At 52.3% G+C, this 14,830-nt stretch carries 10 protein-coding genes; 4 read left to right on the top strand and 6 right to left on the bottom strand.

Features of this window, described 5'->3' with window-relative positions:
• Positions 1–4 precede the first annotated feature (4 nt).
• The 3 genes from Dvar_RS01870 to Dvar_RS01860 form a co-directional block, all read right to left on the bottom strand.
• Entirely contained in the window at positions 5–1,351 is a 1,347-nt protein-coding gene (locus Dvar_RS01870; RefSeq protein ID WP_419660028.1) for a TRAP transporter large permease, read from the bottom strand.
• A 173-nt stretch (positions 1,352–1,524) separates the two neighbouring features.
• Entirely contained in the window at positions 1,525–2,031 is a 507-nt protein-coding gene (locus Dvar_RS01865; protein ID WP_419660027.1) for a TRAP transporter small permease subunit, read from the bottom strand.
• A 102-nt stretch (positions 2,032–2,133) separates the two neighbouring features.
• A complete protein-coding gene (locus Dvar_RS01860) occupies positions 2,134–3,282 on the bottom strand; it encodes a TRAP transporter substrate-binding protein (RefSeq protein WP_419660026.1) in 1,149 nt (382 codons plus the stop codon).
• Positions 3,283–4,013: 731 nt separating this feature from the next.
• Here Dvar_RS01860 and Dvar_RS01855 point away from each other — a divergent pair.
• The gene (locus Dvar_RS01855) at positions 4,014–5,420 is read left to right on the top strand and encodes a sigma-54 interaction domain-containing protein (RefSeq protein WP_419660025.1); all 1,407 of its coding nucleotides are present in this window, start codon (positions 4,014–4,016) and stop codon (positions 5,418–5,420) included.
• A gap of 14 nt (positions 5,421–5,434) precedes the next feature.
• On the opposite strand, the gene Dvar_RS01850 is transcribed toward Dvar_RS01855, so the two are convergent.
• The 3 genes from Dvar_RS01850 to Dvar_RS01840 form a co-directional block, all read right to left on the bottom strand.
• The gene (locus tag Dvar_RS01850) at positions 5,435–7,441 is read right to left on the bottom strand and encodes an acyl CoA:acetate/3-ketoacid CoA transferase (protein WP_419660024.1); all 2,007 of its coding nucleotides are present in this window, start codon (positions 7,439–7,441) and stop codon (positions 5,435–5,437) included.
• 332 nt (positions 7,442–7,773) lie between these two features.
• Positions 7,774–8,178: a methylmalonyl-CoA epimerase gene (mce, locus tag Dvar_RS01845; protein ID WP_419660023.1), complete on the bottom strand. Its 405-nt coding sequence runs from the start codon at positions 8,176–8,178 to the stop codon at positions 7,774–7,776.
• Between the two features lie 41 nt (positions 8,179–8,219).
• Positions 8,220–9,401, bottom strand: coding sequence for a pyridoxal phosphate-dependent aminotransferase (locus Dvar_RS01840; RefSeq protein WP_419660022.1), 1,182 nt, complete (start codon positions 9,399–9,401; stop codon positions 8,220–8,222).
• Positions 9,402–10,029: 628 nt separating this feature from the next.
• Here Dvar_RS01840 and Dvar_RS01835 point away from each other — a divergent pair.
• From Dvar_RS01835 to glnD, 3 genes are all read left to right on the top strand, one after another.
• Positions 10,030–10,368, top strand: coding sequence for a P-II family nitrogen regulator (locus Dvar_RS01835; protein ID WP_419660021.1), 339 nt, complete (start codon positions 10,030–10,032; stop codon positions 10,366–10,368).
• A gap of 92 nt (positions 10,369–10,460) precedes the next feature.
• A complete protein-coding gene (locus tag Dvar_RS01830; protein ID WP_419664057.1) occupies positions 10,461–11,834 on the top strand; it encodes an ammonium transporter in 1,374 nt (457 codons plus the stop codon).
• A 291-nt stretch (positions 11,835–12,125) separates the two neighbouring features.
• Complete coding sequence (glnD, locus tag Dvar_RS01825) at positions 12,126–14,780, top strand: [protein-PII] uridylyltransferase (RefSeq protein WP_419660020.1); 2,655 nt, start codon at positions 12,126–12,128, stop codon at positions 14,778–14,780.
• Positions 14,781–14,830: the final 50 nt, after the last annotated feature.

The following is a 14,830-nucleotide window of genomic DNA, read 5'->3' as shown; positions in this document are numbered from 1 at the left end:
GCCATTATGAAGCGCCAAAAAACAGCGCGGGCAGCCAGGTGATCAATCCGGGAAACATCACCAGAATCGCCAGGCCGATGAGCTGAAGAAAAACAAACGGCATGATGCCTTTGTAAATATGCATCATCGTGTAGCCTTTGGGCGCCACACCGGCGAAGTAGAACAGGGCATAGCCGAAGGGCGGCGTCACGAACGAGGTTTGCAGGTTCACGCACATGAGCAAAGAGAACCACAGCGGATTGAACTCCAGTTCAAGCACGATGGGCATGAAAATGGGCACCGTGATCAGCAAAATGGCGGCCCAGTCGATAAACATCCCCATGAGGAAAACAATAACCATCATAATGGCCAACACCACCCAGCGGTTGAGCCCGGATCCGATCATCAGATCGGCCACCACGTCACCGCCGCCCATGCTCAGGAACACGGTGCTGAAGAATTTACCGCCGATGAAAAGCATCATCACCATGGCAGTGGTCTTCATGGTGGAATAGGCCGAATCCCGAATCACCTGCCAGTTCATCTTTCTGTTGAAGATGGCCAGAAGCGCCGCGCCGGCCGCCCCCAGTCCCGCGGCTTCCGTAGGGGTAGCAATGCCGGCCAGGATGGTGCCCATGACCGCCAGGATCAACGCCAGCGGGGGAACGAGGGATTTCAGGGTCATGCCCCATTTCTGGGCTGCGCTCCAGCTTCTGGCCTCCGCTTTGGAGATGGGCGGCCCGAGCTCGGGATTGATGTGGCAGCGAATCAGAATGTACAGGAAATACAGCCCGGCAAGGATAAGCCCCGGAAAAATCGCACCGGCGAAAAGGTTACCAACCGAGGTCTCCTTCAAACCAGTCAGGCCGCCGTAGACGACCATCATGATGGAGGGCGGAATGAGAATGCCCAGTGTTCCGGCCGAGCAGATGATCCCGCTGGTCATTTCCTTCTGGTAGCCCTTGTTTAAAAGGGCCGGTGTGGCAAGCAGCCCCATGGCCACCACCGATGCGCCGATGATACCCGTGGTGGCCGCAAAAACCGTGCACACTAAAACGACGGCCAGGCCCAGTCCGCCTTTGAGTCCCCCCAATACAATATACAATGCATCAAAAAGCTTCTCGGCCACTTTGGACCGGTCCAGCAGCTGAGCCATGAGAATGAACAGGGGGATGGCCACCAGCACATAGTTGTTCATCAGGCCCCAGCAGTTGTTGGCAAACATGTCGAACAGGCCAGAAACGTCCCAGCCATTGTCAATCAAACCAAACAGGGTGGCGACACCGGCCAGGCAGTAGGCCAACGGCAGTCCCGTGACAATGGTAAGGATCAGCACCACAAACATGGCGACAGTCATAAATTCGTAACTCATAAGATACGTCCTTTTCAGCCTTCGTGTAGTGTCCTTCCAGAAATAGGCAAATTTGGTCAAGATCAAGGCGCACGAAAAATTTTACCACAGGCATATGGATGATATTCCGAGGATAAATTTTTTTGGGCAACGCCGATATTGGGCAAATTGGCCATTTATGGATGGGCACTCGTCTAACTCTCCGATTTCCCGGTGAGGAATTGTACCTGTTTCAGCATAGTGGACAGTCCCTGGAGGAGCAGGAACAAAAAGCTTACCGCCATGGCGATTTTATAAGGCCAGATACGCGGAGCCCAACTGGTTGAGTTCAGCTCATTGGTTATCGTGGCCGTATGGGCAAATTTGAACGCGCCCCAGGTCATCAATCCGTAAACCGGCAGAAAAATGATCAGATAACCGACGATCATCACCACGGCCTGGACCCGTTTGGGCAGGCGACCGGTAACGATATCCACCCGGACATGTCCCTGGGCATTTTCCATGAAGGACAACCCCAGCATATAATGCATGCCGTAGGCAAAGGCCGTGGCCTCGAATCCCCATACAGTGGGGGCGTTAAACGCATAACGCATGAGCACTTCGTAAAGGACGATAAAAAGCAGGGGCACGATCAGAAACGATGTGAGCTGTCCCTGTTTTTCGATCAGGAAATCAATGCCCTTGGTAATTGCATTCAGCATTTCCTTCTACTCCTAGTGTTGGTGTTGAATCGGGGGAGAAACCCTGGCAAGCAAAACCCGTCCGGGTTTCTCCCATGATTGGATTTTCGATTAAACCGTCGGCTACTCGGTGGTCCGTCCGCCGATGAAGGTTTCATAGGGCCAGGGGGTCACCCCGCTGCGGGCATCACGCCAGTCGGCAAAGGATTCGAGGAAGGCCTCCTGGGAATCCATCACTTTCTTCACGAAGGGGTGTTTGGTTTTGAGGTCATCGATGTAAGCTTTGGTGGTCTTGCGGAAAGCGATGATGGTTTCCTTGTCCATTTTCACGATTTCCACTTTTTCCTTGAACCGACGGATGGCTTCGGCGTTGAGGGCATTGATCCAGTTGTAGGACCACAGCTGGGTTTCCTTGGCGGCAATGTCCAGTATCCATTGGTAATGCTCGGGGAGCTTGTCATAGGCGTCCTTGTTAAAAAACAGGCCGCACTGGATGCCAGGCTGATGAACGCCGGGCTGGATGGCAAACTTGGTAATTTCATCGAATCCCATGGGATAGTTGATGGCCGGAGAAGAGAACTCGGCCGCATCGATGACGCCGCGCTCCAGGGCCAGGTACACCTCGCCGCCGGGCAGGGGGCTGACCGAAGCGCCCAGATTGTTCATAATGTCCATGTACCAGCCGGGGGTCCGCACGCGCATACCCTTGAAATCCTGCATTTTGGTGGCGCGTTTGTTGGAAAACAGACCCATCTCCTGTCCGCACTGACCGCCAGGCAGGGCAACGAGGTTAAACTTGCCGTAAAGCTCGTTCATCATGTCTGCGCCGCCTTTTTCGTACAGCCAGATGTTGTAGCCTTCGGCATCCAGGCCAAAAGGCACCGAGGCAAAGGCCACGAAAGCCTCGTTTTTGCCTTTCCAGTAGCCGGGCCAGTCATGTCCTGCCTGGGCGGAGCCCTTGCTCACCGCATCGAAACTCTGCATGGCGGGCACCAACTCACCGGCCGAGAACGGCTTGATGTCGAATTGACCACCGGTCGCCAGACGCACCGTGTCACAAAAATGGGCGGCAATGTCGTAGAACAGCAGTCCCTTGGACCATGGCATGACCATTTTCCAGCGCACTTTGTCATCGGAGGCCTTGAATTTCACGCGTTTGGCCACATCGTGGCGGGGGTCGCTGCCAAACTTTTCACGCTTGGCGTAAGATGTGCTGGTGAGAAAACAAAGAGCCAGAGCGATGCAAAAAAATGTAATTAACGCTTTCTTCATGTTGAACTCCTCCCTGCTAAACGGAAAATATTAAAAGATCGAATTAAACCGTTGAACCGGCTGCTGCTGGCAGGCTTACCCCTCACCTCCTTTCACGATTAAAAAAACTAATTATTATATAGTGGTCCTATGTTCAAAGACTTATTGGTCGTACCAATAATAGGTTGAACTATTATAGAATCCATACGCTGTCAACAATAAAAATACGGCAAACAATTTGAACATGATTCATTTTTCCATTATATCTATCTTTCAGTGCCGTTCGTCAACGGCAAGATCTTAAAAATTATTATAAATTTCAATAGCAACGCTTCCAGCAGGACCTTTTCCGGAATCATGCGGCCATGACATCCGGTCAGTGCCCCGGATCAATCCGAGTGAGGCCAGTCATCCAATCGGAACGGTTGCAACAATGGAATCGATGATCAGGAAAAAATTCATCACCTGTCAGCGGTTGTGGTTAGGAGCCATTTCCAAATGGCCGGACCAATAGATAAGCATACCGAAATGCCACCCAACCATGCAAATCAAAGACCAATCCAGGTGCTGTCTGAGATATATTTTTATCGATCTAATTTCAAATAGTTAGCGCAAAATGGAGGAGGCAGCGGGATAATAGAGATAGACGCGCCCCCAAAATATATGTATCAATAGAGATACATGAACCAAATTTAATACAACTTCTCCTCTTTGTTTCTCGTTTGGGGAGAACAACCCGGCGAGGCCATGTCATGACCGTTCGAAAAAAGGATCAATTCAGATCCATACAAGATCAATTGGACCTGTTTCTGCTGATCTTCGACAGTATTCACAACGGCGCCATGGTAACCGATGCCAATGGCAGGGTAACCCACCTGAACAAACCCTATGCCCGATTTTTGGAGTGTGACGTCAGTGAAAGCATCGGACGCCATTGTACCGACGTGGTAGAGAACAGCCGCATGCATATCGTCGCCCGCACCGGTCGGCCGGAAATCAACCAGACCCAGATGATTCGCGGGCAGAACATTGTTGTTCATCGGATTCCCTTGAGAAAGGAAGACAAAGTCATTGCCGTCCTGGGACTGGTGATGTTTCAGGATGTCAGCGAAGTGGTCAAGTTGGCAAAAAAGCTGCGCAGTCTGGAATCCCAGGTCAAACGCTACAAAAAGGAATTGATGAGCCGCTGCTCGACTCGCTACACCCTGGACAGCATCATTGGCAGCAGCCAGGCCATTGCCGATCTGAAACAGGAGGCCCTTGTTGCCGCTGCCAATAATTATCCGGTCTTGATTGTTGGCGAAAGCGGGACCGGCAAAGAACTTTTCGCCCAAAGTATCCACCATGCCAGTTCCCGGGGGACCCATCCCTTTGTGCAAATCAATTGTGCCGCGATTCCCAAGGATCTTCTGGAGACCGAACTTTTTGGCTATGATCGCGGGGCCTTCACCGGCGCCCGATCGGCAGGCAAACCGGGCAAATTCGAACTGGCCCATCAGGGTACGATTTTTCTGGATGAAATTGGCGACCTTCCCCTGGAGATGCAGCCCAAGCTTTTACGCATCCTGGAAGAAAAAGTGTTTGAACGGGTGGGCGGTAACAATGTCATCCAATCCGATTTCCGCCTTATCGCCGCCACCAACCAGAATCTGGAACAGCTGATTGAACAGGGACGTTTCCGCAGGGACCTGTATTATCGGATCAACGTCATGTCCCTTGCGATCCCCCCCTTGAAGATGCGCATTGATGATATTATCCCCATTGCCCGTCACCTGCTGCGCCAGTCAACCCAAGGCACCAATTCCGATGAAATCAGGCTCAGTCAGGAAGCGATCAATGCCCTTGTCAATCATCCCTGGCCGGGCAATGTCCGGGAGCTCTCCAACGTGCTGGACCGTGCCCTGTCAACAATGAACAAAGATGTTATTGAACTTGCCGATCTCCCCTTCATGTTTCAAAAAAAGCCAGCATCCAGCGTATCTACCGGTATTTCAACAATTCGCGAAGCTCAGGCCGAAGCCGAGCGATCGACCATTCTGGCCGCCCTTGAACAAACCGCCAACAACAAGGCAAAAGCCGCATCACTGCTGGGCATTCACCGCACCCTGCTTTATAAAAAAATGAAAAAACACGGTATTGGTCTGTCTGGAAATGGATAGATGTATCATTCCTGCTACACCGTTTTGCCCTTCAACACCTTCTCTGCTTCTTCTCGCGTTTCGTAAATGTGCGGTGCCATCTTGCGTTCCTTGAGCGCATCACCAATTTTCATCCGCAGGAAGGCACTGGTCGTATAGCGGGTCACGCCGGTGTAATACCGATCCACCAATCCCTTGACCATGTCGGAGTACGGGCCGACAAGTTCGGGCACAATGCTGAAATTGTCATAGTTGACGACGGCGTAAACCCGGTGGCCCACCGGATCCAAAACCTTGCTGACCGCATCCTTGACGGCCTGGATATCTTCCGGTGTTCGAATCGCGTAGGCTTCGAAGTTGACGAAAAACAGGTTTTCACGGGAATCGAAGGCCAGTCTTTTTTCCAGCGCCACGGCAAACAAGTCTTCCTTGAGCCCCATGATTCCATCGCTAAAAATGCGCGGATCCATGATCTCAGGCATGCCGTTGATCACCGGTTTGAAATCCATCTGCTCGAGGATATGCCGTTCGATGTCTATACCCGGTGCCACCTCGATCAACGCCATGCCGCTTGCTGTGAGTGAAAACACACAACGTTCGGTAACATAAAGCACAGATTGGCCTTTAGCGGCGGCATAGTCCCCTGAAAAAGTGACATGTTCGACGGTCTTGACAAATTTTTTGGCCTTACCTTCCTGATCGATGCATAACTTGCCGTCTTGAATCGAAATTTTCAATCCGCCGGCAGTAAAGGTGCCCACGAAAACCACCTTCTTGGCATTCTGGCTGATGTTGATGAATCCGCCCGCTCCGGCCAACCGGGGACCGAACTTACTGACGTTCAGATTGCCGGCCGCATCCGCCTGGGCCAGGCCCAGGAATGTTAAATCCAACCCACCGCCATCATAAAAATCAAACTGGGAAGGTTGATCGATGAGGGCCTCGGTATTAACCGCGGCACCAAAATCGAGCCCCCCGGCCGGCAAGCCACCGATCACCCCGGGTTCCGCCGTCAGGGTCAGGTAGTCGATGATCTTCTCCTCGTTGGCCACGTTGGAAATCCCCTCGGGCATACCGATACCGAGATTGACCACGCTGTTGGGAATCAGCTCGAAGGCTGCGCGGCGAGCAATAATCTTGCGATCTCCCATATCCATGGGGGGCAGGGACTGGACCGGCACTTTGATCTCGCCGCTGAATGACGGGTTATAGGTCGTGCCAAAGGTCTGCCAGTGGTGCTCCGGCTGGGCGATCACAACACAATCGACCATGATTCCCGGAATTTTGACATCACGGGCCTTGAGCGTGCCGCGATCAGCCACCCGTTCAACCTGAACGATGACAAATCCACCGGAGTTGCGTGCTGCCGTGGCGATGGCCAGGGATTCCAGGGTCAGGGCTTCCTTTTCCATGGTGATGTTTCCGTCGGTGTCGGCGGTGGTTCCCCTGAGCAAGGCCACATTGATGGGAAAGGTTTTGTAGGCCAGGTAATCGTTACCATCGAATTGAATCCGCTCTACCAGTTCCTCGGTGGTGATATCGTTGATTTTTCCGCCGCCGTTGACCGGGTCGACGAAGGTACCGAGGCCCACGGTGGTGATCGTACGCGGTTTATGGGCGGCAATGTCCCGATACATATGGGAAATAACTCCCTGGGGCAGGTTGTAGCCCTCGATCTGATTTTCCAGAGCGAGTTTCTGCAGCTTGGGCACCAGTCCCCAGTGACCGCCGACCACGCGTTTGACTAATCCCTGGTGGCCCAGATGATTCAAACCGCGGTCCTTCCCATCCCCTTGCCCGGCGGCATAGACCAGGGTCAGATCCCGTGGACGCCGATTTTCCAGAAAATAGGCTTCCAGGGCCACGGCGATCTGCTCGGGAAAACCGGTACCCACAAAGCCGCCGGTGGCCACCGTATCGCCATCCCGGATGATGCGTACCGCTTCCTCTGCGGAAACGATCTTTCCTTTTTTGGCTCTGTCCGGTGTCAGGCCGGACAACATGGGATGGGCAGATGGTGTTACAGTGGATTTTGTTTCCATTGGCGATACTCCTAATTGGTCAAAGTGGTTGAAGCAGTCGATTCGTAGGATCAAACGCGGGCCTTGGAGAAGACAACATCCGTTGCGCGGCCAACACGAAGCGTAGCAAGAAAAATGCCGCAAAAGTCAATAAGAGGTCATCGGGGAATCGTATAGATTGACAAGAAGTGTAACACAGGTGCCAGGGTTGTACAATTCATGAGACATTCATGGCCAGGCACTGTAAAACGCGGATAAGGGTGATGGAGACTGCAGAAGAAAAAAAACGGCCCCCAACACCATTAAAAAGATGCTGGAAGCCGCTTCTTTCGTATATCAATGATGGAACGCTATCAGTCGCGCTGGCACAACTCCACCAGCACCCCCTTGGTGGCTTTGGGATGCAAGAAAGCGATTTTGGCACCACCGGCACCGATGCGGGGCTGCTGATCGATGAGGGCAATGCCTTTTTCTTTCAATTCGGCCAGTGCGTCTTCGATATTCTCCACTCTAAAAGCGACATGCTGGATGCCCTGGCCTTTCTTCTCGATGTACTTGGCGACCGGGCCGTCCGGGGCAGTGGATTCGAGCAGTTCCACTTCACTTTCCCCCACCGGGAAAAACGCCGTGGTGACTTTTTGCTCAGCGACCGTCTCCGCCCCTTCAAAATTCAGCCCCAAAATATCGGACCAGAAGGATTTGCCCTCATCAATGCTATTTACCGCAATGCCCAAATGATCGATCTTCAAGATTTTCATAGAAATTCCTCCCTTTCTTCTATGTGTTGAAATAACCGAACTTATTTGTATTTTTGCATTACCTTCTTAAACCCCGGCAGCGAATTGACGATCGTCTGATCGTCCACGCAAAAAGCAATTCGAAAATGACCGGGACCGGCGAACCCGCTGCCCGGGACCACCAGAATCAATTCTTCCTGCAGGGCCCTGACGAACGCCACATCGTCATCGATGGGGGTGCGCGGAAACAAATAAAACGCGCCGAGCGGTGTGGTAAAATCATATCCGGCATCGGCCAGCCCGTCACAAAACAGATCCCGCTTGCGCTGGTACTCGCCAATATCCACGCTCATTCCCTGCATACAGGCAACCACGCGCTGCATCAGGGCCGGGGCGTTGACAAACCCCAGAATACGGTTGGCCAGGGACATGCCGCCCATCAAGGTGTGCTTGTGGGCGGCCGCGGGATTAACCGCGGCAAAGCCGATGCGCTCACCGGGAATGGAAATATCCTTGGAATAGGATGTGGCAATGATGCTCTCCTGATAACACTGGAAAATAGACGGCACTGTGGCATCGCCGAAAACGATTTTGCGGTAAGGCTCGTCAGACACCAGGTAAATGGTGCGGCCGTACTGGCTGCTTTTTTGAGCCAGCAGTTCACCCAACGCATCCAGGCTTTGCTTACTATAGATCTGGCCGGTGGGGTTGTTGGGTGAATTGATCAGCATGACCTTGGTTTTTTCGGTAATGGCAGCGGCGATGGCGTCCAGATCCAGGGTAAAATCCGGCCGGGTGCCCACCATTTTAAGAACACCGCCGTGGTTGTCGGCATAAAACCGGTATTCCACAAAACACGGCGTCGGGGTCAGCACCTCATCGCCCGGATCGAGCAGGGCCTTGAAAATGACATTGAGGGCACCGGCCGCGCCGCAGGTCATAATGATCTCATCACTGGAGATACTCACTCCCTGCTCATCTTGCAGATACTCGGCAATGGATTCGCACACCTGGGGGTAGCCCGCCTGGGGCATGTAACAATGGTCACCAAGCCCGCATGAATCCACTGTATCCCGTAGGATTTCGTTGAATTTCTCCGGAGGCGGCAGGTTGGGGTTTCCCAAACTGAAATCGAAGACCTTGTCGGCACCATGCTCGGCCTTGAGCCTGGCACCCTCTTCAAACATTTTTCTGATCCATGAAGATTGGTCCATAATCTGGCTGATTTTTTTGGCAACCGTCATTGGTGGTATCTCCTTTGATTATTTCTGGATGGACGCGAACGAGTTTATCAACTTATGGAGAACCAATCTAAAAGGCAAGCGATAATTTGTTCTCAACATGTAATCGTTGTGCGCGCTTATTGATGAATCCCCGCCGCAACCTCCATTGAAGGGCCAAAAACCGACAATTTTGTAAGTCAAAATCCAATTCTTTAAAATTCGGTATGTTTCCCCCCTTGTCGGTTGACCGGCTCTCGAAATAGGCTGTTCTATTTTTATAAAATAAGCACGACACGAATGGCTTGCATCCGATGGCCGATTTTATCAAGCGTATTGATATTATTGGGTTCGTGCACAGCATACCGATTATCATTGACCCCGCCGGCACCCCATCGACAAATAAAAATACATTTTTGTATTTATTTATCTAAAAATTACTAAAAATGTATTTTTATCCTTCCATAAACTACATCAATGTAAGAAAAAAATAAGCTTAAATCATAGCAAAAAAAATATTTTTTTGCAATATTTTTAGGTATTTAACAATTTATACCACAAAATGGCACAGCGGTTGCTGGATAGTCATGTCAAAAGCAGCCAATACCCGGGATTGCTCTATGAATCTCAATAGAAACAGGAGATAGTTCAAATGAAAAAGATCGAAGCGATTATTAAACCCTTCAAACTGGATGACGTGAAAGATGCACTGAATCGCATCGGTGTAGCAGGTATGACCGTCAGTGAAGTCAAAGGTTTCGGCCGTCAGCGGGGTCACAAGGAGATTTATCGTGGCGCCGAATATCAAACCGACTTCGTCCCCAAAGTAAAAATTGACCTGGTTGTTGAATCCGACCTGGCGGACAAGGTGATTTCCACCATTTCTGAAATTGCCAACACCGGCAGTGTGGGCGACGGCAAAATTTTTGTGATGGCCATTGAAGACGCCTATCGTATCCGCACCGGTGAATCCGGAAACGATGCCATTTAAAAATTAGCATATAGATATTTCGATTAAGATCCAAATTAACAAAGGAGAGAAAAATGAAACTGAAAGTATTTGCCCTACTCATGCTGGTTGTAATGATGAGTGTCCCCATGGCCCTGGCAGCCGACCCGGAACCCGCTCCCACCGCGCTTTCCAACAAAGAGGCCATCGAATTGGTGCAGACCCATGCCAACTATCTATGGACGCTGGTTGCCGCCGCACTGGTTTTCTTTATGCAGGCCGGTTTTGCCATGGTCGAAGCGGGTTTTACCCGGGCCAAGAACTCCATTAATATTATGATGAAGAACCTCATGGATTTTTCCATCGGCTCCATCGCTTTCTGGGCCATCGGATTCGGACTCATGTTCGGCGCCTCCGCCACCGGCTGGTTCGGCACGTCGGGCTTTTTCCTCAGTGATTTCACACCGGACGGCGATCCGTGGGTGTTGGCCTTCTGGATGTTCCAGGTGGTTTTCGCTGCCACTGCCGCCACCATCGTTTCCGGCGCCATGGCCGAACGGACCAAATTCACCGGTTATATCGCTTACAGCGTGTTTGTCTCCGGCCTGATCTATCCGATCTTCGGCTCCTGGGCCTGGGGCAGCCTGTTTAACGGCAGCGGTTGGCTGGAAGGCCTCGGTTTCATCGATTTTGCCGGCTCCACCGTGGTTCACTCTGTGGGCGGCTGGGCAGCCCTGGCCGGCGCCATCGTCCTCGGCCCCCGTCTGGGCAAATACACCAAAGATGGTAAAATCAAACCCATTCTGGGCCACAACATCCCCCTGGCGGCCCTGGGCGTATTCATCCTCTGGCTGGGATGGTTCGGATTCAATCCCGGTTCCACCACAACGGCCGACACCAGTATCGCCATGATTTTCGTCAATACCAACCTGGCTGCGGCAGCCGGCGCATGTTTGGCTATGATCGTTTCCTGGATGAAATTCGGCAAACCCGAAGTGGGCATGAGCCTCAACGGCGCCCTGGCCGGCCTGGTCGCCATTACCGCTGGCTGTGCCAATGTGTCTCCTGGCAGTTCCATCATCATCGGTGCGGTGGCTGGCGTCATCGTGGTCTTCTCGGTCATGTTCTTTGACAAAATCAAAATCGACGACCCGGTCGGTGCGGTTTCCGTCCACGGCATGAATGGTGCCTGGGGTACGCTGGCAGCCGGTATCTTCAATATGGGCGGAACGTCGGCAACGATCATCGGCGTCCAGCTGCTGGGTATCGCCGCCTGCTTCCTGTGGACGTTCCCCATGGCCTTCATCTTGTTCAAAGTGATTGACAAAACCATCGGCCTGCGCGTTTCTCCGGAAGAAGAGCTGGAAGGCCTGGACTATGCCGAGCATGGTGGTATCGCCTATCCGGACTTCGGTGTCTCCACCCACGGCAGCATCCCGGCCAGCTCTGGATCATCTTCAGGCGCACCGGGTTATGCAGCCTCCCCGAAACCGGCGACACAGTCTTAAATCGTATCGCCCGGTTGCGGTGTAACTCAACCAAACGTTGTTCCTCCTCCCCCTACACCCTGGAGTGGCCCGGTCCCGCCGCTCCGGGGTGTAGTTTTTTATTTTTGTTGCAATAATTTCAATTTTGTATTTTTATTCTTTTATTAATTACAATTTTGGATTTTTATCCTTAAACCGACAAACCGCTCAAACGTCCACAAGCATTTGTATTTTATATTTAAATACTGATTTTCATTAACTGGCATGCGGGTTGCTCTATACGCATAAGAAGTTACACAAAGGATAATTATTGTGAAAGAAACCTCCCCCACCAATCTATACGCCGACACCTCCTTTGCACTGAAAGAAGGACGGGCGGCACTCATTGATGATCTTCTGGCCGGTAAAGCGCCACGGTTTCTCGATGACAATGCCCATTTGATCGACGACTATTTTCGTCAGAGCTACGAAAAAAGTGTCGTGGGGCCAAAGATGGATATCGCCAAAAATCCATATGCGGTGATCGCCCTGGGGGGATATGGAAGGGCGGAACAATGTGTGTATTCGGATGTGGATCTTTTGTTTCTGTTTGAAAAAAAAGTTCCCCGTGCCGCCGAGGATCTGGTGCGTGAAATTATCTATCCGCTCTGGGACATGGGCTTGGATGTGGGCCATGCCACCCGTTCCATCAAGGAATGCATCACCATGGCGCGCAAGGATTTCGAAGTTCTGACCTCCATCCTGGACGCACGCTTTATCTGCGGCATGTCACCGCTTTTCATGAAGCTGATGGATCAGATTCGATCCAAGTTCATCAATCTCAAGCCGGATAAAATCATTTCCTGGCTGGTGGAAACCAACCGTGAACGCCATCGGCGCTTCGGCGACTCCTCCTACCTTCTGGAACCTAATTTCAAGGAAGGCCAGGGCGGCTTACGTGACTATCACACCATGTTGTGGATCGCCAAGATCAAGTCCGGCATCAAGACGCGCCGGGATCTGGAATACTACGGCTACTTCTCCCATGACGATTACGAGCGCCTTTCCGAAGCGCTGGCCTTCATCTGGAACGTTCGCAACCGTTTTCACCTGATCATGAACCGTAAGGCCGATCAGATTCATCTGGAACAACAACGCAACCTGGCCGAGGTCATGGGCGTTCCCCCGGTCAACGGGCACCTGCCGGTGGAACATCTGCTGGGCCAGCTGCACGGTCACATGGAGTACGTAAAGCAGCAGCACGAGATGTTCCTTTTTGAAATGGAGCAGCAAAAGCGGCTCAAAAGAAAAAACAAAGGCCTGAAAACCACCGCTGTCAAAGGACTGAAATTCAACCGCGGCATGCTCAATTTTGTTTCGCCGGAAAAAATCCTCAACAATCCGCGGCTATTGATTGACATTTTTGTCGAAAGTGCGGCTCAGAAGGCGCCGCTGAACAGCGAGGCCAAACGACTGGTGCAGGACTTCGGCCACCTGGTGGATGACCGCTTCCGAAGTGATCCAGAGGTGGTCAAACAATTCGAACGTATTCTGATCCGATCCAACCAGGCCTTCGATGTCCTCAACCAAATGCTCCATACCGGTTTTCTAGTGCGCTTCATCCCGGATTTCAAAGCCGTGGTCAATCGCATCCAATTCGATCAATACCACCTGTATCCGGTGGCCCGTCACCTGCTGTTTACGATCAAGATCCTCAAAGGATTCGACACGGATGCGCCGGCGCCCAACGAACCCCTGGCCATCAACCTGTTCAAGGAACTGAAGAAGAAAAAGCTGCTGCTCTGGGCGGCCCTTTTGCATGACATCGGCAAGGGCAATCCAGCCAGTGGTCATTCATCGCGCGGCGCCCTTCAGGCGGAAAAAATTATCCTGGAAAAAGGCGCCACGCCGGCGGATGCGAAAACGGTGGCCTTTCTGGTCGAGCATCACCTGCTCCTCATTCAAACGGCCACACGGCGGGACATCAACGATGAAGAGACCGCGTTGACCATGGCCCGCACGGTCCAAAAAGTGGAGCTCTTAAAAATGCTCTACCTGCTGTCGGTTGCCGACTCCATGGCCACCGGCCCCAAGGCCTGGAATGAATGGACCTCGTCCCTGTTGAAAAACCTGTTTTTCAAAGTGCTCAACGTGCTCCAGCACGGCGAGTTGACCAGCGGCCGCGCCGTAAAAACAGTCGAGAAAAAACGGCAGGCGCTCACCGACAGCCTGACGGACGTCATGCCCGGCGATCAATTGGAACGTCTGATCAATTTCATGTCGCCCCGATACATGCTTTACACGCCGGTCAGTGTTATCCCCATGCACCTCGAACTCTATAAAGCGTTGGGTGAAAAGCCCTTTGTATGGCGCATTGAAAAGTCGCTGGATGGCGATACGCGCACTGTTACCGTCTGCGCCAAGGACCGACCCGGCTTGATTTCACGGATGGCCGGCGTGTTTACGCTCAACGGGATTGACATCCTCGACGTCCAGGTGTTTACTTGGCGCAATAACATCGCCTTGGACGTTTTTGAGGTCACACCGCCACCGGACCCCATTTTCGAAAACGAGCGCTGGGACCGGGCCGCCCGCAATCTGGAGGAAGCACTGGCAGACCGGCTCAATCTGAGCCAGGAACTGATTCGCAAGAAAAACGATACCGCACCGATCCAACCGTACACGGCCGCGCGGCCGACCGAAATCGTAGTGGACAACGAGACATCCAGTTTTTTTACCGTTGTCGAAGTATTCACGTTTGATTTTCCCGGTCTATTGTTTCGCGTGACCGATGCTCTGTTCAAATGCGGCCTGGATATCTGGGTCGCTAAAATCGCCACCAAGGTGGACCAGGTGGTTGACGTATTTTACGTAAGAGATTTCGACGGCCAGAAGGTGGACGCACCGCAGCAGGTCGAGGCCATTAAGGCAGCCATCAGGGATGTTCTCCCGGGGGAAATCCTTGCCATGACTGGAACCGTCCCTTGATCAAAGTGGACCGATGACCAACACCAACAAGCGATGAGGAAAATGCAACC

The sequence above is a fragment of the Desulfosarcina variabilis str. Montpellier genome (assembly GCF_048565275.1).
In the GTDB taxonomy this organism is placed as follows: Bacteria; Desulfobacterota; Desulfobacteria; order Desulfobacterales; family Desulfosarcinaceae; genus Desulfosarcina; species Desulfosarcina variabilis.
This window is presented reverse-complemented; position numbering and strand designations above follow the sequence as displayed.

Excerpts from the sequence above, each read along its gene's own strand:
- Dvar_RS01850 (WP_419660024.1), bottom strand. The coding sequence starts at position 7,441 with ATGGAAACAAAATCCACTGTAACACCATCTGCCCATCCCATGTTGTCC.
- Dvar_RS01860 (WP_419660026.1), bottom strand. The coding sequence starts at position 3,282 with ATGAAGAAAGCGTTAATTACATTTTTTTGCATCGCTCTGGCTCTTTGT.
- mce (WP_419660023.1), bottom strand. The coding sequence starts at position 8,178 with ATGAAAATCTTGAAGATCGATCATTTGGGCATTGCGGTAAATAGCATT.
- Dvar_RS01855 (WP_419660025.1), top strand. The coding sequence starts at position 4,014 with ATGACCGTTCGAAAAAAGGATCAATTCAGATCCATACAAGATCAATTG.
- Dvar_RS01870 (WP_419660028.1), bottom strand. The coding sequence starts at position 1,351 with ATGAGTTACGAATTTATGACTGTCGCCATGTTTGTGGTGCTGATCCTT.
- Dvar_RS01840 (WP_419660022.1), bottom strand. The coding sequence starts at position 9,401 with ATGACGGTTGCCAAAAAAATCAGCCAGATTATGGACCAATCTTCATGG.
- Dvar_RS01865 (WP_419660027.1), bottom strand. The coding sequence starts at position 2,031 with ATGCTGAATGCAATTACCAAGGGCATTGATTTCCTGATCGAAAAACAG.
- Dvar_RS01830 (WP_419664057.1), top strand. The coding sequence starts at position 10,461 with ATGATGAGTGTCCCCATGGCCCTGGCAGCCGACCCGGAACCCGCTCCC.
- Dvar_RS01835 (WP_419660021.1), top strand. The coding sequence starts at position 10,030 with ATGAAAAAGATCGAAGCGATTATTAAACCCTTCAAACTGGATGACGTG.